This is a genomic window from Amycolatopsis sp. NPDC021455, from assembly GCF_040640995.1.
Classification (GTDB): Bacteria; Actinomycetota; Actinomycetes; order Mycobacteriales; family Pseudonocardiaceae; genus Amycolatopsis.
In genome coordinates, this window is the sequence record NZ_JBFACT010000019.1 from 112,075 (window position 1) to 134,855 (window position 22,781).

Here is a 22,781-nt window from a genome sequence, read left to right on the forward strand (position 1 = left end):
CCTAGCCGAGTTGCTTGTCCACGAAGCACCATCGCCACGTCTCGCCCGGCTCGAAGCTGCGCATGACCGGATGGCGGGATTCGTGGAAGTGCCGGGTCGCGTGGCGGGCAGGCGAGGAGTCGCAGCAGGCGACGTTTCCGCACTTCAGGCACATCCGCAGGTGCACCCACGTCATCCCCTCGGCGACGCACTCGGCGCAGCTGTCGGGCGAGCTGGGGTCCTTGTCCACCCACTCGTGGGCCAGGTGCTTGCACGACCCCGCCGTCGCGGCCGGGGTGCGCAGTTCGCGGCCCTCCACGTCGGGCTCCGCCTCGTCGCGGTCGAGCATGGACTCCTCGATGTCGAGGCGTTCCAGGACCCGGCGCAGGACGTCGTCGTCGGCGCTGCCGCTGTCGCGCGCCTTGAGGAACTGGTCGCGCTCCACTTCGAGGAGCTCCAGCCGCAGCCGGCGGTAGGCGTCGCTCGGCGTCTCGGCCAGCGCGCTCTGCCGGCCGAGCTGCTCCCACGCCGAGTCGGCGCGGTGCTGCAGCCGGTCCCGGAGGCGCTGGATGATCTCCGGCGGGTCGTCGGGCTGCCGGATCTCCTCGAGCTTGGCCAGGGCCGCCCGGGTCATGTCGTGCAGGACGGCCGCCTCCTGCAGCGCGTCCTCCGCGGGGTCCGGCCGCGGCAGGCGCAGCTTCCGGATCAGCGGCGGCAGCGTCATGCCCTGCACGGCCAGGGTGCCGGCCACGACGACGAACGCCGCGAGCACCAGCACGGCCCGTTGCGGGGTGTCCGCGGGCAGCACGAACGCGGCCGCGAGCGTCACCACCCCGCGCATGCCCGCCCACGCGATGACGGCCGAGTAGCGCCACGGCCAGATCTTCGGCAGCCCCTTCTTCGGCAGCAGGCGCCGTTTCACGCGCTTCACGCTGCCGATCCCGGCCATCCACAGCACCCGGGTGAGGATCGTCGCGCCGAGCACGGCGACGCAGATCCACGTGAGCATGGCCAGCGACAGCCCGCTCTCGCCGACCTCGGCGAGGATCCGCCGCAGCTGCAGGCCGATCAGCAGGAAGACCATGTTCTCCAGCAGGAACTGGATGGTCTGCCAGTTCAGCCGGGACGCCAGCCGCGTCGAACCCGAGAGGATCTTCGGCGCCTTGTGCCCGAGGATGAGCCCGGCGATCACGACCGCGAGCACGCCGGAGCCGTGGATCGCCTCGGCCGGGATGTAGGCGATGAACGGCACGGCGAACGACAGCGCGGTGTCGAGCACCGGTTCGTTCAGCCGGGCCCGGACGAACGCGGCCGCGAACCCGACGACCAGGCCGACGACGGCCCCGCCGATGGCCGCGCGGAAGAAGTCCGCGCCGACCTGCCAGAGGCTGACCGAGCCGGCCAACGCGGCGATGGCCGTGCGGAGGGCGACCAGCGCGGCCGCGTCGTTGAAAAGGCTCTCGCCTTCCAGGAGCCGGATGAGCTTGCGGGGCATGCCGACCCGGCGGGCGACGACGCTGGCGGCGACCGCGTCCGGCGGCGCGACGACGGCGCCGAGCGCGATGCCGCCGGCCAGCGGCAGCCCGGGGATCACCGCCCAGGCGACCACGCCGACGCCGAGCGCGGTGAACACGACCAGCCCGACCGACATCAGCCCGATCGCCCCGCGGTTCTTCCGGAAGTCGACCAGCGACGTCTGGATGGCCGCCGAGTACAGCAGCGGGGGCAGCAGGCCGAGCAGCACGACCTCGGGGTCGAGGTGGACCTCGGGCACGCCGGGGACGTACGAGCCGGCGACGCCGACGACGATCAGGCACAGCGGGGCGGACCAGTCCAGCCGCCGCGCCACCGCGCTGACGACCAGGACGGTCACGACCAGCGCCACTATCTCTGCCGCGATGTGCACGGGGTAATCATTACCCGCCCCCCGTGGCGGGTGTCACCTGGCCAGCTCGGGGAGCACCTCCGCGACCAGCTGGGTGTCCATGTACTCGGTGATCTCGCGGATCCGGCCGTCCTCGACGCGGAAGACGAAGCAGTACTTGTTGTCGTACCGCGCCCCGGACTTCGTGGCGACGCTGCCCCGCGTTTCGACCACGACGACGTCGTCCTCGGCGACGAACCGGCTCGCCGTGCTCGTGTAGGTGCCGTCGAACTGCGCGCCGAGCGGCCCGAGCAGGTCGCGGCGGACCGAGTCCTTGCCGCGGAAGGTGCCGGACCAGCTGTTGTGCCCGCTCACCGTCCACGTGACGTCGTCGGCCATGGCGGCGATGAGCGGCCGGATGTCGCCGGTCGCCCAGGCGTCGAACGCGGTCTTCAGGAGCTGCTTGTTCTCCGCTGTGCTCATGGCTCGTAGTCAACACGCTGGAGCGCGCTCCAGGGCAAGTTCGTAGGCTGGGTCGCGTGACGACGGTGGAGATCGCGGCCGGCGCCCTGCGCGGGTCCGAACGGGACGGGGTCAGGACCTTCCTCGGCGTGCCCTACGCCGAGCCGCCGGTGGGAGAACTGCGGTTCCGCTCGCCCCGGCCGGTCGCGCCCTGGTCCGGGGTTCGCGACGCCACGCGGTGGGCGGCGCGGGCCCCGCAGCCCGAGCTGACCGGGCGCGGCTTCACCGGCGATGAGGACTGCCTGTACCTGAACGTCTACGCGCCCGCGCAACCCAGCTCGTATCCCGTGCTGGTGTGGATCCACGGCGGAGGCGGCGTGATCGGCGCGCCGCACCAGTTCGACGCGTCCGCGTACGCCCGGCGGGGTGTGGTCGTCGTGACCGTCGCCTACCGGCTCGGCGTGCTCGGGATGCTGCACCTGCCCGGCGTCGCCGACTCGAACCTGTCGCTGCGCGACCAGGTCGCCGCCTTGGAATGGGTGCGGGACAACGTCGGCGCGTTCGGCGGCGACCCGGGCCGGGTGACGCTGGCCGGGCAGTCCAACGGCGGCCGCACGGTCGGGACGCTGCTGGCCGTGCCCGCCACACGCGGGCTCGTCCACCAGGCGATCGTGCAGAGCGGCACCGGCGTCGGCTCGGTCGTCCACACCCCGGCCGAAGGCGCGGCTGTCGCGGAAGCGGTCCTCGCGGAACTGGACACCTCGCCGGACGACCTGGCGACCCTGCCGGTGACGCGGATTCTCGAAGCGCAGCAACGCGTTTCGGCGACCTCGGGCACCAAGGTGACCTACCGGGTGGTCGTCGGCGACGAGCTGCTGCCCTCGCGCCCGCTGGACGGCGTCCGCGACGTCCCGCTGCTCATCGGGACGACGGCCGACGAGGAGGACCTGTTCAGCTGGCTGCAGTCGGGCGGCGCGAAGCTGCTCGGCGTCGGTTCGACGATGCTGACCCCCGAGGAGATCGAGAAGGCCGTCGCGGCGTATGCCGAGCTGCTCGACTGGCCCGAGGACCAGATCCGCAACCGCGCGCTGACCGCGGGGGACTGGTGGATCCCGGCGATCCGCTTCGCCGAGCAGCAGTCGGACGCCTGGATGTACCGCCTGGACTGGCGGATCGCCCCGCGCGGCCGCGGTCTGGGCGCCGTGCACGGGCTCGACCTGCCGCTGATGTTCGACGACATCCGGAACCGCAACTGGCGGTTCCTCTTCGCCGCCCGCCCGTTCCCGGCCGAACGCCTGCAGGCGGTGGCGACGGAGATGTTCGACGCCTGGGTCCGCTTCATCGCGACCGGCGACCCGGGCTGGCCGCGCTACACGCCCTCTGACCGGCTTACGCGCCTCTTCGACGACGTCTCCACAACAGTCTCCGACCCGGACCGCGAGCAGCGCCTCCTCTGGGACTCCCTCGGAAAGCCGTGAAGGCCTCCTTCCCGGCTTTTATGGCCGGGAAGGAGGCCTTCACGGACCTTCGCTAGACGGTGAGCTTGTCGACGTTCGGGCCGCCGTTGGCGGTCGTCGCCGTCGCCTTGATCTTGTTCGTCCCGGCGCTCAGGGAGACGGGCAGCGTGACCGTCTGCCACGTGTCCCAGTTCCCGGTGCCGCCGAAGGCCACCCCGGACGCCACCTTCGTGCCGTTGACCGAGATGTCCATCGGCCGGTTCGTCGTGGTGCCGTTGGCGAACCGCAGGACGACGTTCGCCGGGCCCGCGGCGGCCGCGTTCACCGAGAACTCCACCGCGCTGCCGACCGCGTTGTCGTAGTTGACGAACCCGCTGCCCGTGTAGCCGGCGTGGTTCGACTCCACGACGCCGCTGGTGATCGTGGCGTCCTCGGCCTGGTAGTCGGCCGGGGTACCCGGGTCGGTCGAGCCGTCCGCCGGGATCGTCTTCGTCCCGGTGTTCCAGCCCGCGACCCGCACCGAGGGCGCGGCCCCGCGAAGGTCCGCGGTCCGGTACGTCGCCGTCAGCGTCGTCGACTCGCCAGGCCAGAGGCTGACCTGGTTGTCGGTCCACCGGACCGGCAGCACCGGCGCGCCCGCCGCGCCGACCACGTGCGCGTCGACGAAGAACGCCGGGATCTTGCCGGCCGAGGTGTTCGTCAGCGTCACCTTGGTCGTCGTGGTGCCGTCGGCGTTGGCCGTCGAGGTCGCGGAAGATCCGAGCGTGACCGAACCCAGCGAGTTCAGCCCCGACAGGTCCGCGTACGACGTCGTCGGCGTGTAGTACCAGTCGCTGTTGCCCCAGTCCAGGGTGTCGGCCTTGGTGGACAGCCAGTACACGTTCCGGCTGACCTCCTTGCCCGACGAATCCGTCAGGACCAGCTTCGCCAGGTACGTCGTCGACAACCCGCTCACCGAGCCGATGGTCAGCGCCGTCGTCTTGGCGCCGTCACCGCCCACCGAAACGGTCTTGGTCTGGTCGAACTTCGAGGTGCCGTCCAGGTTGAACAGCTGCACGCGCGCGGTCAGGCCGGACGCCGCGTCGTGGTTGTGGTTGACCACCACGACCGACTTCGTGTCGTACGAGTACTGGATGTGCAGCGGCTCGTTCGCCTTCTTGGCCCCGAAATAGGAGCCGTTCTGGTCGAGGTAGGCGTCGAACAGCTGCCAGTGCAGCGACGTCCAGCCGCTGTTGAGCATCCAGTAGATGATCCCGGTGGCCGGGTTCGAGCTGTCGCTGAAGTTCCGCGAGTGCGACTCGAACTCGGCGCGGACGTTCTCGTACTGCGCCAGCTGCGCCTTCCGGACGAAGTCGTCGAGGCTCGCCGGCTTGCCGTAGCGGCCGGTCAGCGCGTTGCCGAAGAGCTTCAGGTTGGCGAACGTCGAGGACGAGGACCGGTGGTACTGCGCGGCCGACGGGTTCTTCCACAGCGTGTCCAGCTCACCGGACGACAGCATCCGCTTGAGCGTGTCCATGGTCGGGATGTCCGGCCCGGCGCTGGTCTCGGAGTTGAAGCTCCACGCGCCACCGCTGTCCGAATGCGCCTTGTCGTACCAGTACACCGGCGGGATCCAGTCGTACGGCCCGTTCATCTTCATCCCGGACGACCCCAGCTGCGGCGACGACTTCGCCGACGCGGCCGGGACCACCGGCGTCGCCCAGTCCGCGGCGGACAGCGCGTCGAGGTAGTTCTTCTCGATCGTCGCGTCGGGGGCGAAGTCGCTGCCGATCAGGAACGAGATGACGCTCGGGTGGTCGCGCAGCCGCTCGGCCTCCGCGGTCATCGACGCCTTGGCGACCGGGTAGTCGGCGGCGGTCCAGGGGTCACCCTTCTCGTCCCCGTTGACCTGGCCTTCCCACTTGTCGCAGCACTCCCAGCCGGGCAGGGTCAGCACGCCCATCCGGTCGGCGAGGTCGAAGAACTCGTCCGGCTCGATGTGCCCCTCCAGACGCACGGTGTTGAGCCCGAGGTCCTTGACGTAGGCCAGCTTGTCGGCCGCGTATTGGGCGTTCCAGCGCAGGAACAGGTCCGGCGAGTAGCCGCCGCCCTTGATCAGCAGCGGGCGCCCGTTGATCGTGTAGAACCGGCCGCCGCTCGAGTTCTTGTTCGCCGTCACCGTGCGCACGCCGAAGCTCGAGTGGGAGGTGTCCGACGCCGTCCCGCCGACGCTCGCGGTCAGGTCGAGGTCGTAGAGCGGCTGGCCGCCCATCCCGGCCGGCCACCAGATCTGCGGGTTGTCGATCCCGACCACGCCGAACGTGACGGTCTTCTTCTCCTTCGCCGCCAGCGAAACCGTCTGGCTGATCGCGCGCCCGGCGACCGTGCCGGACACCGTCGTCGACACCGCGGCGGCGCTGTCGTTGCGGACGTCGGCCTTCACCGTCAGGTCGGCGTGGCTCGTCCCGGTCAGCTTCGTGACGACGTGGCCGCCGCGCAGCGCCACCGGGCCGCTGCGCCGCACCAGGACGTCCCGCACGATGCCCATGTTCTGGTCCGGCGGGGTCTGGGCCCAGTCGATCCAGCCCATCGACAGGTCCTTGTTCGGGTCGTTCGGGTAGACCTTGAACGCGATGCTGTTGGTGCCGGCCTTCACCTGCGCGGTGATGTCCAGGTCGTGGCGGGTGTAGGCGCCGGTGACCTGGGTCTTGTCGGCGATCCGCGTCCCGTTGACCCAGACGTCGGCCTTGGACAGCACGCCGCTGAAGTCGAGGTAGGTGCGCTGAGTGGTGTCCGCGACGGTGAGGTCGGTGCGGTACCACCACGGGACCTGGAAGTCCGCGGTCGGCACGTTCTTCATGTTCGTCGAGTAGAACGGGTCGGCGTACTTGCCGTTGGCCAGCAGGCCGGCGTAGACGGTCGACCGCGGGCCGACCGGGTACCAGCCCGAGGTGTTGTACCCGGGCTTGGAGACCGCGGAGTCGTCGCTGACCTGCGCCGACGTCTGGATCAGGAAGCCGGGGACGGCGGTGGCCGGGGCCGCGGCCGCGACCACCGCTCTCGCCGGTTCCTGCCCGGTGGCCGCCGGAACGGCCGCCCCGCTCGCGGCGACGGCGAGCACCGCCGCCGCCAGGAGGGTCCTTCTTCTCTGCCGATAGTTCACTAGCGCGCCTCCTAGGCACCACGGCGGCGTGGGGGACATCAGGCCCATCGTTAGGGAACTTTCCTAACAATTGCGGACGATCGTAGCGGCCCGGTCACCGGCGGAACAGGGGCGAATCGGTCAGACCCGGGCCGCCTGCCACGCCGCCGCGGCGCGCAACGCCAGGAGGAGTGGCAGGGAACCGTCCTCCCACAGGCGTTGAGGAAGTGCCTCGCTCAGCGGGACGCCGCCGGTCAGCGCCGCCCCGATGCCGGCGAGATCGACGTCGAAGAGCGTCAGCCCCGAGCTGTAGAGCCGCTCGCCGCTGACCGGACGGCGCCGGGAGACCTCGGCGCTGTCGATCGCCAGTTCGGTCAGCCCGAAGAACTCGGGCTTGGCTCCGCGCTCCATCCAGCGCGCGAACCCGACCAGCCGCGTCGACCGGACGTCCTGGGGCGTGAGGCCGCTCTCTTCGCACAGCTCGCGTTCCATCCCCGCGCAGACCGCGGTGTGGAGGAACCGCCGCCGGCCGCCGTCGGGTGTGCGCAGGTCGCGGGGTTCGAGCGAGCCGCTGCCCGACGGCGCCAGGAGCAGCCCGCTCACGGCGTTGAGCGACGACTGCCGGACGGTGACGAGCTTGCCGTCGGTGGTGTACGCGACCGTGGAGACGCCGACGAGGTCGGCCAGCGTGCTGCCGCTCAGCTCGCGCAGGGCGCCGTCGGTGTCGGTGAGCTCGGCCTTGCGCAGGTCGTACTCTTCGCCGGTGTCGGTGCGCGTGATGCGGAGCGTGCCGAGTTCGTTCGAGCAGACGGCGTCGAAGAAGCGGGCCCGGTGCAGCCGGATCGGCGCGGGCCGGGCCCCGGCGGCGGGCAGCGGGTCGCCGCGCATGCCGACGATCGGGCCGTTGAACAGCAGCCGGCCGCGGGCCCGCAGCGGCAGCACGTGCGGCGCGGTCGCCTTGAGGGAAGCGGGCAGCCGGTACGGCTCCTCGGCGACGTCGATGGTGTGCCGCTCCGCCCACAGCTCGCGGTCGATCGCGGCGCTGACCAGCGCCGTCCCGCGGGCGGGCACGGCGAGGTAGGCCGATTCCGGATAGGCCGCGGGCGGCGGGAGCTCCGCGGTCGGGAAGGGCGCGGCGATGGTGGTGAACTCGAACCCGGCCCACCGCCGGCGCAGCAGCCGGACATCCCGGGTGAAGGTGGCGACGCCGAGCGCGAGCGCGACGACGGAGAGCACCACGCCGACGGCGCTCGGCAGGATGGTGACGACGCCGAGCACGACCCCCAGCCCCGACGCGGCGAGCGGCCACTCCCGGGCGCCGAGGAAGCCGAGGTAGTCCGCCTTCGCCCGGGCGCGGCGCGTCAGTTTTCCCATCGCCGCACTGTTTATCACGACGAAGACCCGGCGCGGGGCACGTTTACGCTTCCGCGTCCAGGTAGACCCAGTGGCCGTCCTCACGGCGGAAGCGGCTGTTCTCCTCCAGGAAGCCGTCCCGGCCGCGGTGGCGGTAGTGCGCCCGGAACTCGACGGTGCCCTCGGTCTGCAGCAGGCCGCCGCCGGTGCGGCCGAGGATCTCCAGCCGCGTCCACTCCTGGCCGGGGTCGAGCGCCAGCCGCTGCGGCCGGGTGTCCGGGTGCCAGGTGCGCAGCAGGTACTCGGTGTCGCGCAAGGCGAAGGCGCTGAACCGCGAGCGCATCAGCAGCTCGGCGGTGGGAGCGGTGAGCCCGCCGTCGTGGAACCGGCCGCAGCAGGCGGCGTAGGACTCGGTGAGGCCGCACGGGCACGGGGCGGGAGGCACCGGGGAATTGTGCCACGGAACCCCGGCGGGGACGACGTCCGTCCAATCGGGACTGACGGGCGCTAATCGGCGTTGACCGGCTCCCCGGTCTCCCGCGCTTCCTGCGCACCCCGCACCGCGAGCCGGTCGGCGCGCTCGTTCTCCGGGTGGCCCGCGTGGCCCTTCACCCACAGCCATTCGACCTGGTGCTCGCCGACCGCCGCGTCGAGGCGCTGCCACAGGTCCGCGTTCTTGACCGGCTCGCGCGCCGCCGTCTGCCAGCCGTTGTTCTTCCAGCGGGGCAGCCACTGCGTGATCCCGTTGCGGACGTACGTGCTGTCCGTGTAGACGCGGACCTGCGACGGCCGGGTCAGGCTCTCCAGGGCCCGGATCGGCGCGGTCAGCTCCATCCGGTTGTTCGTCGTCGGCGTGGCTTCGCCGCCGTACAGCTCGCGCTCGTGCCGCCCGTAGCGCAGCACCGCGCCCCAGCCGCCCGGTCCGGGGTTCCCGCTGCACGCGCCGTCGGTGTAGATCTCCACGTCCACGCGCAGACCCTACCGGTCGCGATCCTCGCTCCGGGCCGCCGCGCCGGGTTACCGTGGTGATCCGGAGGGGGAGCCATGAACGGGCACGACGAGGCGGCGGAGGGGGCGCTCCTGGCCTACCTCTCCGAAGACGATCGCGACTACCTGCTCGCCCGGGGCGTGCGCCGCCGGTTCCGGGCGAACGACTTCGTGCTCATGGAGGGCGACCCCTCCGACCACGTCCACGTGCTGGTTTCCGGCTGGGTGCGGGTCTCCACCGTCGTCGAAGACGGCCGCGAGGTGCTCTTCGGGCTGCGCGGTCCCGGCGAGGTGCTGGGCGATCTCGCGGCGATCAACGGCTGGGCGCGGACGGCGTCGTGCCGCGCGATCGAGCCCTGCACCGCCTTCCAGCTGACCGGCGCCCAGTTCCTCGCCGTCCTGCGGGCGCGGCCCGAAATCGCCATCGCGACGCTCAAGACCGTCGCCGTCCGGCTCCGCGCCGCGGAGTCCGCCCGGATCGACTCCGCCGCCTTCGACGTCAGCCGCCGCGTCGCGGTGGTCCTGGTCCGGCTGGCCGAGGAGCACGGCCGCCGCGTCCCGGAGGGCGTGGTCATCGAGGCCGCGCTGTCGCAGGCCGACATCGCCGCGCAGATCGGCGCCGCCCGGCGTACCGTCGCGCGGGCACTGGCCATGCTGCGGCAGCGGGGGATCGTCGAGACCGGCCGCCGCCGGATCCTCATCCGCCGGCCGCGCGTCCTGCGGGCCCTCGCCCGTTCTGAGCCAAACGGCACACAAGAGCCGTGACATCGGTCATCTGACGCACACCGTCACCCGGCGATTCTGGAGTCCGGCCGGAATTCACTTCGGATGCCACCGGCCGGATTTCATTTTCCAGCGAGGACGGGAAGTGCCCGCCGTGGACGACACCGCACCATTTCCACCCCGGTGAATTCGGTCTTCGCCGCGTTCGTGACCGGTGCCGCCGGCGGGTTTCTCGCGGTCACCGGAAACGCGGGCGGAGCCTGCCGTGCCGGCGTTCACGGCCTCGCACTGCTCCCTGGTGCAGCGATGAGGAGGTGCGTGGGATGGAGAGCCACTCGATCTGGGCCCTGATCTTCGGGGCGAACTGACCGTGGTGAGATCCGGCCGACCGGCTCGTGGGGGGCCGGCCGGCCGGGCATTCCGCGAATGCGGGTGTCCCGCATCTGTCATCCCCCGGCGGAACTTGCCGCTGGTAATGTGACAGCTCTTTCCGCCGACACGATCGGGAGGGGGTGGGATGACGCGGGAGAACTCGTTCCCGTTCGTGCGCGAACTGAACGAACTGCGCCGCGGCCGCGGTCTCGACGCGGCCGACCTGCACCAGCGGATCGGCCCGTGCCTGCGGCAGGCGTGCGGAATCGAAGACATCGACCAGCCCACCGCGGCCCGGCAGAAGCTCGTCCTGCGGCTCACCGAGCTGTGCGGACGGCTGCCCGCCGACCTGCGGCTGGCCGCGCTGGCGGCGCTCGGCCTGCACGAAGAGGCCGCGGGGGAGTTCCTCGACCGGCGGATCTCGTGGCTGGCCAGCGTCCTGGACCGCGACCCGCGCACCGCGCGCCGCCGGATCGACCTGGCGTTCCGCCGGCTCGACGAACTGCTCGGGGCGCCCGCGCCCGGCCGGGACAAGCACCCGCTGGCCGGCTGGTACGTCGAGTCGATGAAGGCGATGCTCCGCCTCGACCGCGAGCCGCCGGACCTGCAGGAGGAACGCCGGATCGTCGCGGAGGTCGACGAGCTCGACGAGCTGGTCCTGTCCTTCAGCGTGCCGGCCGAGCCGGGCAGCGACCCGGTGCCGGACATCACCGCCGACGTGCTGTTCGGCGGCGAAATCGTCGAAGCGCGCCAGGTCTCGGCGAGCCACGCGCAGTTCGTCATGCGGCTGCCGAGCCCGTTGCGGCTCGGCCAGCGCCACGAGTACGGCATCCGGTTCGCGCCGCGGCGCACGACACTGCGGCCGTACTACGTGATGACGCCGCTGCGCCGCTGCGAGGAGTTCTCGGTGCGGGTCCGGTTCGACCGCGCCGACCCGCCGTCGCGGGTGTGGCGGCTCAACGGCGTCCCCGGCCGGGTGATCGACGACGGCGTCGACTCGGGCGACGCGCTGACCGTCAACCGGGTCGGCGAGGTGGGGCTCGAGTTCCACGACCTGCACCAGGGGCTGAGCTACGGCCTCCAGTGGTCGTTCGACTCCCCGGAGGAGTGAGGCGCCGTGCGCACCGACCCGGTGGCCGCGACCGTCGTCCGGATCGGGATCGTCGCGCCGAGCCGCGGCCGCACCGCCCGTGCGGTGCACCTCGGGGTCACCCTGGACGCGGTGCTGGACGAGGTGTTCGAGCACGTCCCGGTGCCGTACCGCAGCCCGACGTGGTTCCGCAGGCCCGAGGGCGACAACACGACGCTGGTCATCCCGCCGACGGTGCCGCGGCGGTGGGTCGCGACGGGGCTCGTCGCGCTGCTGGACGACGCGCTGCGCCGCCGCAACCGCCACCTCAACGAGTTCGGCAGGCTGCGGCTGAGGCTGGCGGCCGACCACGGCGACGTCGTGCTGCGGCCGCCCTACTTCGGCGGTGCCGCGGTCGCGCTGGCGGTGTGGCTGTGCGAATCCGAAGTGCTGAAGGCGGCGATGGCGGCATCGCCGGAGGTGGACCAGCTGCTGATCGTCTCCGACCGGTTCCACGCCGCCGTGATCGACGAGCTGGACGCCGCGGCCTTCCGGCGGGTCGTCGTCCCGGCCGGCGGTGAGCGCGAAATCGCCTGGCTGGCGGACCGCCCGGATGCTGGGACGCGGAATACCGCCGCGGACGGTGGGTTGGCACCGTCGTAGGCGAGGAGAAAGGGGCCCGCGATGAGCACGTTCACGCAGGAGTGGCAGGACTGGAAGACCCGGCGCGAAACCGATCTGGCCGAGCCGCACGGCTGGCTGGCGCTGGTGTCGCTGGACTGGCTGACCGACGCGCCGCGCGAGTACCCCGGCATCCCCGGCCGCTGGTGGCAGGACGCGGACGCGGCGTACGTCGACCCGGCCGGTGCCCAGCTGTCCCACGACGGCTCCCCGATCACGGAGATCCGGCGCTTCGAGCTGGTCAACAGCGGCGCGGGCACCCGGGTCCTGGCCGGTGACGTCGAGATCGAGGTGGCCCGCCGCTCGGGATACCTGATCCGCGTGCATGACCCGAAGGCCGAGGTGCTGCGCGAGTTCCACGGCGTCCCGGCGTACGAGCCGTCGCCGTCGTGGGTGCTGTCCGGGCGGTTCGAGCCGTTCGACTCCCCGCGGCCCACGACGGTGGGTGCGGTGGTGGAGGGCTTGAGCCACGTCTACACGGCACCGGGCGTCGTCCGCTTCTCCCGCGACGGAGTGACGCATTCGCTGACCGCGTTCAACGGCAAGGACGGCGGGCTCAGCATCCTGTTCACGGACGAGACGAGCGGGGTCACGACGTACGCGGCCAACCGGTCGCTGCCGGTGGGCGCACCGGAGCCGGACGGGTCGGTGACCCTGGACTTCAACCGCGCGGTGAACCTGCCGTGCGCGTTCACCGACTTCGCGACGTGCCCGCTGCCGCCGGCGGGCAACCACCTGCCGTTCGCGGTCGAGGCGGGGGAGAAGATCCCGTACGAGCGCGGGTGACTCCCCCGCCGGCCGGTCAGTGGGCTACGTCGATGACGACGCGGTTGGGCCCGGTGAGCGTGAAGACGTTCACCGCGGTCCGCGACCGCACCCCGATCCCGATCGAGGTCTGCGCCTCGAAGTCCCCGGTGAGGGCGATGGCCATGACATTGGCGAGGTTCCGGGTCCGGAACTTCGCCGGCCCCGTGTAGGTGGGGTTCCCGTTGGCGTCGTGGGCGACGAGGGGATAGGCGGAGACGTTGATGAAGTACTCCCCGGTGAGCCACACGATCTCCCCGCTCGGGTCGGCGGTGAGCTCGTCGACGAGCTGGTAGTTGAGGTTACCGGGCACGGTCCCGGCGGACAGGTCGAGCACGATCCGGTCGAACCCGGGGTTGAGCCCGGTCCGGATGTTGATCAGGGCGGGCGTGGCGGCAGCGGCCTGAGCCGGTCCCGCGGCGGCGACGAGCGTCCCGGCGAGCAGCAGCGTGACGGCGACGAGCGCGCGTCTGATGGGTCTGGACATGTGGGCCTCCTGGCGGAGCGAACCGGTGGAAGTCCCAGCGCTGGGTCTGCTGGGGACGTCCGGTTCGTCCGGAAAGTTGCCCGGCGAGGCTCAAGCGTTACCCGGCTGCTCCGAACGGGGCTCGCGCCGCCCGGTCGACCCGGTCCAGCAGGTCTTCCGGCAGCCCGTCGCGCTCGCCGAGCCAGCGGCTCCACCGGCACAGCAGGGCCCGGAGCTCGGCCGCCGTTTCGCGCTCGTACGAGTCGTCGATGATCGCCAGCTGGTAGGCCAGCCGTTCCGGCGAGACGCAGTAGGTGGTCTGCGGCAGGATGCCGTCCTGCCACTCCTGCGCCACCATTTCGGTCAGCTCCGGGTCAGGCGGGCCGCCGTGCGCGCCGGTGTGCCACTCGGTGAATTCTTCGACGAGGGGAGTGCTGTCTTCGTCGAAGAAGGAACGCCGGGCGGGTACCGGGCAGGCGGTCGAGCGGAGGGCCGTGGCGAGGTCGTGGATCCGGCGCTCGGCGCGGAACCACTCGTCGGCCTGGTTCCGCGTTTCGTCGCCCATGGGCGTCCGGAAGTCGAGCTGGGCCAAGGCCCGTAGTTCGCTGCTCGACGTCACGCGTTCGAGTGGCGCTCCCGCCGCGGTGTCACCCACGGCCGAACGCCACGCTTCAGCCGCCGCCTCGACGTCGTCGTGGACGCCGGCGCCCGCGAGCCGGGGAAGGCCGCAGGCGTCCACGTCGAACAGGTACGCCACGGACGGTTCCTTCGCGAAGGCGTACTCCATGACGATCGCCAGGCGGGTGCCGAAGCGGTCTTCGAGCCGCCAGGCTTCGCGCCCGGCTTTCGGCTTGGCCATGCGCTGCAGCCAGGCGGGCTCGGCCCCCGCCACCCGCTTGGTCTGCTGCAGCTTCTGCCGCGTGGCCGGCACGGTTCCGGGCGGCCCGATCGCGGTCAAGCCGTGCAGGAGGTACCGGACCCCTTCACCGGCTTTCCCCTCGAGGAGCCGGATCGCCGCGTCGGCGGCGAGGGAACGGAACCAAAGCTCGACGTGCACGCCGGCGTCGTCGTGGACCATGCCGTGGAGCTCGGCGCCGACGAGCTCGGCCGTCGCCTGCTCCAGCTCGCGAGGACCGGCCGCCGTCTTCAGCTCCCCGGCGGAGTCGAGGATGCTCACCAGCCGCGCTCGCGCCACTCCGGCAGCTTCGGCCGTTCCGCGCCCAGGGTGGAGTCGTCGCCGTGGCCCGGGTAGAACCACGTCTCGTCCGGCAGTTCGGCGAAGATCCGCGACTCGACGTCGTCGAGCAGCGACGTGAAGTTCTCCGGCGACGCCGTCTTGCCCACTCCGCCCGGGAACAGCGAGTCCCCGGTGAACAGGTGCGGGTGACCTGACGGATCGCGGTACAGCAGCGCGATCGACCCCGGCGTGTGCCCCCGAAGGTGGATAACCGAAAGAGTGACCTCGCCCACCGACAGTGTGTCCCCGTGCTCCACCAGGAAGTCCGGCGGCACCGGCAGCGGCTCGGCGTCCAGCGGGTGGGCCGCCGTGTTCGCGCCGTTGGCGCCCGCCACCGCGCCCAGGGCCTGCCAGTGGTCCTGGTGCTGGTGGGTGGTGACGACCGTCTTCAGCGAAGGCCGGTCCGGGCCGTGGCCGATCAGGTCCGAAATGCGCTCCGGGTCGTTCGCCGCGTCCACGAGCAGGGCCTCGTTCGACGCACGGCACACCAGGAGGTACGTGTTGTTGTCCATCGGGCCGACGGACAGCTTGGTGATGGTCAGCGCGTCCAGGGTCCGCCGGGTGGCGTCGCCGCCCGGGTCGACGTGCCCGGTGTAGGTCTCCACGATGTTCACCGGGCACACGGTAGTCGTTGCGTTCCAAGCGGTTCCACCCGCACAGGCGCTCGCGCGGCCCGCCACGTAGGCTTCCGGGCGACCCCGCCAGCCGACCCCAGGACGACCGTGCCCACCTCCCCGACGCCGCGCCGGATCAGCTGGGACCTCCTCCGCGTCGTCGCGGTCTTCGCGGTGATCCTCGGGCACGTCACCCACCAGGGCGCCCTTCTCCATCCCGAGCTGACGGGGTACCCCGTGCGGGTGACAGCGCAGTTCGGTGCGGCGATCCTGCTCGTCATCTCCGCGTTCTTCGTGTGCGCGAGCCTCCGCAAGGGGCACCCGCGCCGGTGGCTGTGGAACCGCGTCGCGCGGCTCGTGCCCGCCTACCTCGTCGCCGTCCTCGTGACCTACGTCGTGACGCGGTGGGCGGCCATCTCCTTCAGCGGCCTGCCCTACCCACCCGGCGTCACCGGCTTCCTCTTCGGCGTGCCGCCGGGACCGCCGGCCGACCCCTCGCCGTGGTACATCCCGACCGGGCTGGACCTGGTCGCCAACCTCGGCATGGTGCAGGAGTGGGGCATCCGCTGGGACGCCTTCTACTACCTCGACGGCTCCTACTGGACGCTGCCCGTACAGCTGATGGCCTTCACCGGCGCGGCCCTGCTGTGGCCGCGGTCGTGGCGCACCCACCGGCTGACCGTAGCCCTGCTGTGGGCGCTGATCCTGGTTCCGCTCGCGCTCCGGTTCCTCGTCTTCCCGCCGGGGACGGCGGGCCCGGTCGTCGAGACCTTCTACTACGGCCTGGGCCTGCACCGGCTGCACGTCTTCGCCATCGGGATCGCGATCTGGCTGTGGTCGCGGCGACGCCTGAAGACCTGGCACGCCGCTCTGTTCGTGGCCGCCGCGGTCGCCGCGCAGGACCTGCAGGTGTTCCCGCTGCACCGGGCGCTGCCGCAGGACGCCGAGCGCTGGCCGTCCACGATCGGGTTCGCCGTGCTGCTCCTGCTGGTCTGCCTGGCCGCCCGCGGCCCGGACTGGCGGTTCCCGGGACTCGCGCGAATCGCCCCGGCCGTCACCTGGCTCGCGGGCATCTCGTATGGTCTTTATCTGGTGCACCAGGAACTGGGTTACGTCCTGGCCCGCGCGCTCCTGAACGTCGGCGTCCCCGGCTGGCTGCGGCTCCCCGCGGTCCTGGCCGCCGCGGTGCTGGCGGGCTGGGCGGTCACCGCGGGGGTCGAACGCCCGGCCCACCGGTGGCTCACCAGACGCCGGAAGCCCGAAGAACCGCAGGTCAAGGACGCGGAACCCGTTTTTGTCGGTGGTGGCTCGTAGCATGGTTCGCGGCCACCCGTGCAGCTTGACACCCGGGTCGGCGACCGCAGCTGAAGAAGACATTGAGAGGACCCTGGCGTGGCTGATCGCCTCGTTGTTCGCGGTGCCCGCGAGCACAACCTCCGCGGCGTGGATCTCGACCTGCCCCGCGACAGCCTGATCGTGTTCACCGGCCTGTCCGGGTCCGGGAAGTCGAGCCTCGCCTTCGACACCATCTTCGCCGAAGGCCAGCGCCGCTACGTCGAGTCGCTGTCGGCGTACGCCCGCCAGTTCCTCGGGCAGATGGACAAGCCGGACGTCGACTTCATCGAGGGCCTCTCGCCCGCGGTGTCGATCGACCAGAAGTCCACCTCGCGCAACCCGCGTTCGACCGTGGGCACGATCACCGAGGTCTACGACTACCTGCGCCTGCTCTACGCCCGCGCCGGCAAGGCGCACTGCCCGACGTGCGGCGAGGCGATCAGCAAGCAGACCCCGCAGCAGATCGTCGACCAGGTGCTCGCCATGGAGGAGGGCACCCGCTTCCAGGTGCTCGCCCCGGTGGTCCGCGGCCGCAAGGGCGAGTACGTCGACCTGTTCGAGAACCTGCAGCAGCAGGGCTACGCGCGCGTGGTCGTCGACGGCACGGTCCACGCGCTCACCGACCCGCCGAAGCTGAAGAAGCAGGAGAAGCACCAGATCGGCGTGGTCATCGACCGGCTCACGGTGAAGGCGGCCTCGCGGCAGCGGCTCACCGACTCGGTCGAGACGGCGCTGCGGCTGGCCGACGGCCTGATCGAGCTGGAGTTCGTCGACCTGCCGGAGAACGACCCGCACCGCATCCGCGGCTTCTCCGAGAACCTGGCCTGCCCCAACGGCCACCCCCTCGCCATCGAGGACCTCGAGCCCCGCTCGTTCTCCTTCAACTCGCCCTACGGCGCCTGCCCCGAGTGCACCGGCATCGGCATCCGCAAGGAGGTCGACCCGGAACTGGTGGTGCCGGACGACGAGCTGTCGCTGGCCGAGGGCGCGATCGCGCCGTGGTCGGGCGGCCAGAGCGCGGACTACTTCATCCGGCTGCTGGAGTCGCTGTCGGAGACCATCGGCTTCCGCATGGACACGCCGTGGCGGCGGCTGCCCGCACGCGCCCAGAAGGCGGTGCTGCACGGCGTCGACGAGCAGGTCCACGTCCGCTACAAGAACCGCTACGGCCGCCAGCGCTCGTACTACGCCAACTTCGAGGGCGTCATCCCGTTCCTCGAACGGCGCCAGGAGCAGACCGAGTCCGAGTACATGCGCGAGCGGTACGAGGGCTACATGCGCGAGGTGCCGTGCCCGGCCTGCCAGGGCACCCGGCTCAAGCCGGAGATCCTCGCGGTGACGCTGGCGCACAAGACCCGCGGCGACATGTCCATCGCCGAGGTCTGCGCGCTGTCCATCGCGGAGGCGTCGCAGTTCCTCGACGAGCTGGAGCTGGGGCAGCGCGAAGCGATGATCGCCGGCGCGGTGCTCAAGGAGATCCAGGCGCGGCTGCGCTTCCTGCTCGACGTCGGCCTGACGTACCTCTCGCTCGACCGCGCGTCGGCGACGCTGTCGGGTGGCGAGGCGCAGCGCATCCGGCTGGCGACGCAGATCGGTTCGGGCCTGGTCGGCGTGCTGTACGTGCTCGACGAGCCGTCGATCGGCCTGCACCAGCGCGACAACCACCGGCTGATCGAGACGCTGACCCGGCTGCGCAACCTGGGCAACACGCTGATCGTCGTCGAGCACGACGAGGACACCATCCGCTCCAGCGACTGGGTGGTCGACATCGGCCCGGGCGCGGGCGAGCACGGCGGCCACATCGTCCACAGTGGACCGTACAAGAAGCTGCTCAAGAGCAAGGACTCGCTGACCGGGCAGTACCTGTCCGGCCGCCGCAAGATCGAGGTGCCGGCGATCCGGCGCCCGGTCGACAAGAAGCGGCAGCTGACCGTCGTCGGCGCGCGGGAGCACAACCTGCGCGGCCTGGACGTCTCGTTCCCGCTCGGCTGCCTGGTCTCGGTCACCGGCGTCTCCGGCTCGGGCAAGTCGACGCTGGTCAACGACATCCTCGCGACCGTGCTGGCGAACAAGCTCAACGGCGCCCGCCAGGTGCCGGGCCGCCACACCCGGGTCAACGGCCTGAACAACGTCGACAAGCTCGTGCGCGTCGACCAGTCGCCGATCGGGCGGACCCCGCGGTCCAACCCGGCCACCTACACGGGTGTCTGGGACCACGTCCGCAAGCTGTTCGCCGCGACCACCGAGGCGAAGGTCCGCGGCTACCAGCAGGGCCGGTTCTCGTTCAACGTCAAGGGCGGCCGCTGCGAGGCGTGTGCCGGCGACGGCACGATCAAGATCGAGATGAACTTCCTGCCGGACGTCTACGTCCCCTGCGAGGTCTGCAAGGGCGCCCGGTACAACCGGGAGACCCTCGAGGTGCACTACAAGGGCAAGACGGTCTCGGACGTGCTCGACATGCCCATCGAGGAGGCCGCGGAGTTCTTCGAGCCGATCAAGGCCATCCACCGCCACCTGCAGACGCTGGTGGACGTCGGCCTCGGCTACGTCCGGCTCGGCCAGCCGGCGCCGACGCTGTCCGGCGGTGAGGCGCAGCGCGTCAAGCTGGCCAGCGAGCTGCAGAAGCGCTCGACGGGCAAGACGGTGTACATCCTCGACGAGCCGACCACCGGCCTGCACTTCGAGGACATCAACAAGCTGATCGGCGTGATCAACGGGCTGGTCGACAAGGGCAACTCGGTGATCGTGATCGAGCACAACCTCGACGTGATCAAGACCTCCGACTGGATCATCGACATGGGCCCGGAGGGTGGCTCCGGCGGTGGCACGGTGGTCGCCGAGGGCACGCCCGAGCACGTGGCCGGGGTCGAGGGCAGCTACACGGGCGAGTTCCTGCGCCACGTCCTGACGGCCGAGTAGCGAGTCCGTGAAGGCCTCCTTCCCGGCTCTTAAAGCCGGGAAGGAGGCCTTCACGGCTTTGAAGCCTTCCCGGTGGTCTGGTGGACCACCGGGGAGAGCGGGCCGTAGTACAGCGTCCGGAGCCGGTAGGCCGATTTCTCCTCGCCGGGCAGCAGCGAGAGCGCGCAGGTCGTCACGTCCGGGTCGGTCACCTCGACCGGGTCGAAGTCCGGCGCGCCCGGACGGCGGATCTCCAGGAGGAACCCGGCTTCGTCGCTCGTCCGGTCGGTCCACGTGAACGTCACCGTGTCGCCGGACGTCACCGCGTGCAGTTCCGTCGAGACCGGACCGGTGTACGGCCGCACCCGGTAGTAGAACGGCGTCTCCGGGATCAGGTCCGGGTGGTGGTAGCTCGTCACGTGCGCCGGCAGGAAGCGCAGCGTCGTCCACGGCCCGGCCGGGTCGTTGGCGTACTCGACGCGGTGCCCCGCGTCGTCGTCCGGCCAGCTGAGCACCACGTCCGTGGGCGAGGTCAGGGTCGCCGTGAACGAAGGCGCGGAAGCGGAGCAGCCCGCGGCCAGCAGCGCGGCGAGCACGAGGGGTTTCGCGGACACGACGGCCTCCCGGACGGGCGAGGGCGGCGGTGCGAACGTGATCAGCCTAGGAACGTGCCCGCACGGCGACAAGATCATGCCGATCACCGGGACACACCAATCCGCCGGCGAACCGGCACCGAACCGCCCGAAACCGGGGTGAACCGTTTCGCGCGGGCAGCCGTGTCTGAGGTGTCGAGGTCCGCCGGACGGCGGTGCCGCCCTCACCGAGGAGAGAACGTCATGAACCGTATCGGGCCGGTCGTCGCCAGCGCCGTCGCGCTGGTCGCCGTCGCCACGTTGTCGGCCTGCAGTGACATGGCCGACGGGGCCCAGGGGCCGCAGCACGGCCAGCCGGGGCACAAGATGCTCCAGGTCGGCATGGTCAACGGTGTCGGCGCGGTGGTCACCGACGCCGACGGCAAGACGCTCTACCGGTTCGACAAGGACCTGTCGCAGCCGCCGACGTCCAACTGCGACGGCGACTGCGCGGCGAAGTGGCCGCCGATGCTCGCCGGGGTGGCGACGCCGATGCTCAAGGGCATCTCGGACACCCAGGTCGGCACGGTGACGCGCAAGGACGGCACCAAGCAGATCACGCTCAACGGCTGGCCGCTGTACGAGTGCGCGAGCGACAAGGCGGCGGGCGACATGAACGGCCAGGGCATGGGCGGCACGTGGTTCGCCGTGGCCCCGGACGGCAGCAAGATCACCGCGGGCGGCAAGGCCGGCGGGGCAGGGTCCTGACGGACGACGGGTTTCCGGGCAGAACGAGGAAGGACGGGCAGCCGATGAACACCATGGTCGCGCTGCGCTCGGCGCACGCACCGCCGGTGACACTGGGGGTTGCACTACTGTCCTCGACGACTCAGAACACCGTCGGGAGGACGAGGGTGGCCATAGGAGGCAGGCGGCCTAAGAAGGCCAAAGGCGAAGACCTCATTCGGCAGCTGTACGCCGAACACGGGCGAAGCCTGCTGGCCTACGCGACGAGGCTGACCGGTGATCGGGCGGCAGCCGAGGACGTGGTCCAGGAGACGCTGGTCCGAGCGTGGAAGCACGCGGACGATCTGCAGAACGACGGAAAGGGCTCGGTGCGCGGCTGGTTGCTGACCGTCGCGCGCAACCTGGTCACCGACCGGGCACGCGCCCGTGCGGCACGGCCACAAGAGGTGGCCGAACCGGCCGAAGGCGTGCCGACCCCGGCCGTCGAGCGGGACCACGCCCAGGGCGTGGTCGACTCGATGACCGTGCTCGGGGCGATGGACGGGCTGTCCAACGAGCATCGAGAGGTCCTGGTGGAGATCTACTACCGGGGACGGACGGTGGCCGAAGCGGCGAGAACACTGGGCGTCGCACCGGGTACCGTGAAATCAAGGTCTTACTACGCACTACGAGCACTCAGAGCAGCGATGATTTCGAGCGGAACGGAGGTGGCGCGATGAACTCGGTGGACGAGAGTCACACGCAGCTCGGCGCGTACGCCCTCGGCGCGCTCGACGCGGCGGAGGCGGCCGACTTCGAGCGGCGGCACCTGCAGACCTGTGCGCAGTGCCGGTTCGACCTGAACGAACTCGTGGCGTTGCGCGAGTCGCTCGACGAGGTACCGCCCGAGGCGTTCCTCGACGGGCCGCCCGAGGGCGGGGACCTGCTGCTGCAGAAGACCCTGCGCCGGGTGCGCGACGAGGAAGAGCGCGTGGTTCCGCCGGCCCGTGCGCCACGCCGGGGCCTGGCCCTGGTCGCGGCGGCGGTGCTGGTGGTGGCCGCCCTCGGCGGCGGCGTGCTGGTGGGCCGTCAGACCGGCTCGACCGGTCCGGACGTCGCGCTGCCCGTGCCGCCGACGGAGGTCCCCGGCACGAAGAACGTCGAAGGCCGGGACCCCACGACGGGGGTGCAGCTGGCTGCGTCGGTCAGCCCGTTCCAGGGCTGGGTCCGGGTGAACGTGGCCGTGAAGGGCGTGCACGCGGGCGAGAAGTGCCTGCTGCAGGTCACGACCAAGAACGGCCAGTCGGTGACCGCGGGCAGCTGGCAGGTGTCCGAGAAGTGGGAGAGCCAGGGCTTCTCGCTCGACGGGTCCGCGCTGGTCGCGCCCGACGACGTGAAGTCGGTCGACATCGTCACGGTGGACGGCCGGAAGCTGGTCTCGGCCCAGGTGTGACGAGCGTGACGGGCGCGCGCTACCGGTTCCGCAGCACGTGGCTGCTGCCCGGAACCGCGCCCGAGCGGGTGTTCGGCGTGGTCACCGACCTCGCCGGCTACCCGAGGTGGTGGTCGGACGTCCGCGCGGTCCGCCGCGTGGACGACGACACCGCCGAACTGGTCTGCCGGTCCCGGCTGCCGTTCCGGCTCGTCGTCCGGATGCACCGGGACCACCAGGACGAGCGCACGGGCCTGATGCGGGTCAGGCTCAGCGGCGACCTCGACGGGACCCTGGCGGGAGCGGTCCGCGCGGCGGGCGCGGGCACGCTGCTGGAAATCACCCAGGACGTCCAGGCCCGGAAGAAGTTGCTGCGGCGCCTCGACACGGTGGCCCGGCCGCTGTTCCGCGCGAACCACGCGCTGATGATGCGGCGGGGCCACCGTGGGCTTTCGGCCTACCTGACGTGATCGGAACGCCGACACACGTGATTGAGAGGTCGACTCGCGTGATTGAAGGGTCGACACGGCGGGGCGGGCATGAACGGCCCGCGAGGGTGTCGGGAAGCAGTTGGTGGGCCGGGCGCACCTGCAGTCAGCGGCCACGACGCACCCCCAGCACCGGCTGCC

General features: G+C 71.3%; 21 protein-coding genes. 11 read left to right on the forward strand and 10 right to left on the reverse strand.

The genetic code is table 11. The features are described from left to right. Window position 1: 1 nt before the first annotated feature. Window positions 2-1,885 (reverse strand): Na+/H+ antiporter, encoded by a 1,884-nt coding sequence (locus tag AB0G28_RS22555; RefSeq protein WP_361092011.1) that lies wholly within the window; start codon window positions 1,883-1,885, stop codon window positions 2-4. A 33-nt stretch (window positions 1,886-1,918) separates the two neighbouring features. Then, a complete protein-coding gene (locus AB0G28_RS22560; protein ID WP_361092014.1) occupies window positions 1,919-2,326 on the reverse strand; it encodes a nuclear transport factor 2 family protein in 408 nt (135 codons plus the stop codon). A gap of 56 nt (window positions 2,327-2,382) precedes the next feature. On the opposite strand from AB0G28_RS22560, the gene AB0G28_RS22565 reads away from it, so the two are divergent. Continuing rightward, window positions 2,383-3,783 (forward strand): carboxylesterase family protein, encoded by a 1,401-nt coding sequence (locus AB0G28_RS22565; RefSeq protein ID WP_361092017.1) that lies wholly within the window; start codon window positions 2,383-2,385, stop codon window positions 3,781-3,783. A gap of 52 nt (window positions 3,784-3,835) precedes the next feature. On the opposite strand, the gene AB0G28_RS22570 is transcribed toward AB0G28_RS22565, so the two are convergent. The 4 genes from AB0G28_RS22570 to rnhA form a co-directional block, all read right to left on the reverse strand. After that, the gene (locus AB0G28_RS22570; RefSeq protein WP_361092020.1) at window positions 3,836-6,904 is read right to left on the reverse strand and encodes a carbohydrate-binding protein; all 3,069 of its coding nucleotides are present in this window, start codon (window positions 6,902-6,904) and stop codon (window positions 3,836-3,838) included. 120 nt (window positions 6,905-7,024) lie between these two features. Beyond that, a complete protein-coding gene (locus AB0G28_RS22575; protein ID WP_361092023.1) occupies window positions 7,025-8,257 on the reverse strand; it encodes a hypothetical protein in 1,233 nt (410 codons plus the stop codon). A gap of 43 nt (window positions 8,258-8,300) precedes the next feature. After that, entirely contained in the window at window positions 8,301-8,681 is a 381-nt protein-coding gene (locus AB0G28_RS22580) for a YchJ family protein (protein ID WP_361092026.1), read from the reverse strand. 62 nt (window positions 8,682-8,743) lie between these two features. Beyond that, window positions 8,744-9,205, reverse strand: coding sequence for a ribonuclease HI (gene rnhA, locus AB0G28_RS22585; protein ID WP_361092029.1), 462 nt, complete (start codon window positions 9,203-9,205; stop codon window positions 8,744-8,746). Between the two features lie 75 nt (window positions 9,206-9,280). Here rnhA and AB0G28_RS22590 point away from each other — a divergent pair, with 75 nt between their 5' ends. The 4 genes from AB0G28_RS22590 (at window position 9,281) to AB0G28_RS22605 (ending at window position 12,854) form a co-directional block, all read left to right on the forward strand. Beyond that, the gene (locus tag AB0G28_RS22590) at window positions 9,281-9,988 is read left to right on the forward strand and encodes a Crp/Fnr family transcriptional regulator (protein WP_361092032.1); all 708 of its coding nucleotides are present in this window, start codon (window positions 9,281-9,283) and stop codon (window positions 9,986-9,988) included. 475 nt (window positions 9,989-10,463) lie between these two features. Then, the gene (locus AB0G28_RS22595; RefSeq protein WP_361092035.1) at window positions 10,464-11,429 is read left to right on the forward strand and encodes a hypothetical protein; all 966 of its coding nucleotides are present in this window, start codon (window positions 10,464-10,466) and stop codon (window positions 11,427-11,429) included. Between the two features lie 6 nt (window positions 11,430-11,435). Next, entirely contained in the window at window positions 11,436-12,050 is a 615-nt protein-coding gene (locus tag AB0G28_RS22600) for a hypothetical protein (protein ID WP_361092038.1), read from the forward strand. 21 nt (window positions 12,051-12,071) lie between these two features. Beyond that, on the forward strand, window positions 12,072-12,854 hold the full coding sequence (locus AB0G28_RS22605; RefSeq protein WP_361092041.1) for a DUF1684 domain-containing protein: 783 nt from the start codon (window positions 12,072-12,074) through the stop codon (window positions 12,852-12,854). A gap of 16 nt (window positions 12,855-12,870) precedes the next feature. On the opposite strand, the gene AB0G28_RS22610 is transcribed toward AB0G28_RS22605, so the two are convergent. From AB0G28_RS22610 to AB0G28_RS22620, 3 genes are all read right to left on the reverse strand, one after another. Then, the gene (locus AB0G28_RS22610; RefSeq protein ID WP_361092044.1) at window positions 12,871-13,359 is read right to left on the reverse strand and encodes a hypothetical protein; all 489 of its coding nucleotides are present in this window, start codon (window positions 13,357-13,359) and stop codon (window positions 12,871-12,873) included. Window positions 13,360-13,456: 97 nt separating this feature from the next. Continuing rightward, window positions 13,457-14,533 (reverse strand): hypothetical protein, encoded by a 1,077-nt coding sequence (locus AB0G28_RS22615; RefSeq protein ID WP_361092047.1) that lies wholly within the window; start codon window positions 14,531-14,533, stop codon window positions 13,457-13,459. Beyond that, window positions 14,512-15,189, reverse strand: coding sequence for an MBL fold metallo-hydrolase (locus tag AB0G28_RS22620; RefSeq protein WP_361092050.1), 678 nt, complete (start codon window positions 15,187-15,189; stop codon window positions 14,512-14,514). Before AB0G28_RS22620 ends, AB0G28_RS22615 begins: the two co-directional genes overlap by 22 nt. Window positions 15,190-15,297: 108 nt before the next feature. Between AB0G28_RS22620 and AB0G28_RS22625 the strand changes: the two genes are divergently transcribed. Next, a complete protein-coding gene (locus tag AB0G28_RS22625; RefSeq protein ID WP_361092053.1) occupies window positions 15,298-16,503 on the forward strand; it encodes an acyltransferase in 1,206 nt (401 codons plus the stop codon). Window positions 16,504-16,581: 78 nt separating this feature from the next. Next, window positions 16,582-19,443: an excinuclease ABC subunit UvrA gene (gene uvrA / locus AB0G28_RS22630; RefSeq protein ID WP_361092056.1), complete on the forward strand. Its 2,862-nt coding sequence runs from the start codon at window positions 16,582-16,584 to the stop codon at window positions 19,441-19,443. Window positions 19,444-19,493: 50 nt separating this feature from the next. Here uvrA and AB0G28_RS22635 read toward each other — a convergent pair whose 3' ends face one another. Next, window positions 19,494-20,036, reverse strand: coding sequence for a fibronectin type III domain-containing protein (locus AB0G28_RS22635; RefSeq protein WP_361092059.1), 543 nt, complete (start codon window positions 20,034-20,036; stop codon window positions 19,494-19,496). A gap of 222 nt (window positions 20,037-20,258) precedes the next feature. Here AB0G28_RS22635 and AB0G28_RS22640 point away from each other — a divergent pair, with 222 nt between their 5' ends. The 4 genes from AB0G28_RS22640 (at window position 20,259) to AB0G28_RS22655 (ending at window position 22,622) form a co-directional block, all read left to right on the forward strand. Continuing rightward, a complete protein-coding gene (locus tag AB0G28_RS22640; protein ID WP_361092062.1) occupies window positions 20,259-20,762 on the forward strand; it encodes a hypothetical protein in 504 nt (167 codons plus the stop codon). 146 nt (window positions 20,763-20,908) lie between these two features. After that, a complete protein-coding gene (locus AB0G28_RS22645; RefSeq protein ID WP_026469270.1) occupies window positions 20,909-21,460 on the forward strand; it encodes a sigma-70 family RNA polymerase sigma factor in 552 nt (183 codons plus the stop codon). Next, window positions 21,457-22,173: a zf-HC2 domain-containing protein gene (locus AB0G28_RS22650; RefSeq protein ID WP_361092065.1), complete on the forward strand. Its 717-nt coding sequence runs from the start codon at window positions 21,457-21,459 to the stop codon at window positions 22,171-22,173. Before AB0G28_RS22645 ends, AB0G28_RS22650 begins: the two co-directional genes overlap by 4 nt. A 5-nt stretch (window positions 22,174-22,178) precedes the next feature. Next, window positions 22,179-22,622, forward strand: a complete 444-nt coding sequence (locus AB0G28_RS22655) for an SRPBCC family protein (protein WP_361092068.1) — start codon at window positions 22,179-22,181, stop codon at window positions 22,620-22,622. Window positions 22,623-22,781: the final 159 nt, after the last annotated feature.

What these genes read in the sequence shown, in the direction of transcription:
- AB0G28_RS22610 (WP_361092044.1), bottom strand. Translation starts at nt 13,359, where the DNA reads ATGTCCAGACCCATCAGACGCGCGCTCGTCGCCGTCACGCTGCTGCTC.
- AB0G28_RS22560 (WP_361092014.1), bottom strand. Translation starts at nt 2,326, where the DNA reads ATGAGCACAGCGGAGAACAAGCAGCTCCTGAAGACCGCGTTCGACGCC.
- AB0G28_RS22575 (WP_361092023.1), bottom strand. Translation starts at nt 8,257, where the DNA reads ATGGGAAAACTGACGCGCCGCGCCCGGGCGAAGGCGGACTACCTCGGC.
- AB0G28_RS22650 (WP_361092065.1), top strand. Translation starts at nt 21,457, where the DNA reads ATGAACTCGGTGGACGAGAGTCACACGCAGCTCGGCGCGTACGCCCTC.
- AB0G28_RS22595 (WP_361092035.1), top strand. Translation starts at nt 10,464, where the DNA reads ATGACGCGGGAGAACTCGTTCCCGTTCGTGCGCGAACTGAACGAACTG.
- AB0G28_RS22605 (WP_361092041.1), top strand. Translation starts at nt 12,072, where the DNA reads ATGAGCACGTTCACGCAGGAGTGGCAGGACTGGAAGACCCGGCGCGAA.
- AB0G28_RS22590 (WP_361092032.1), top strand. Translation starts at nt 9,281, where the DNA reads ATGAACGGGCACGACGAGGCGGCGGAGGGGGCGCTCCTGGCCTACCTC.
- AB0G28_RS22640 (WP_361092062.1), top strand. Translation starts at nt 20,259, where the DNA reads ATGAACCGTATCGGGCCGGTCGTCGCCAGCGCCGTCGCGCTGGTCGCC.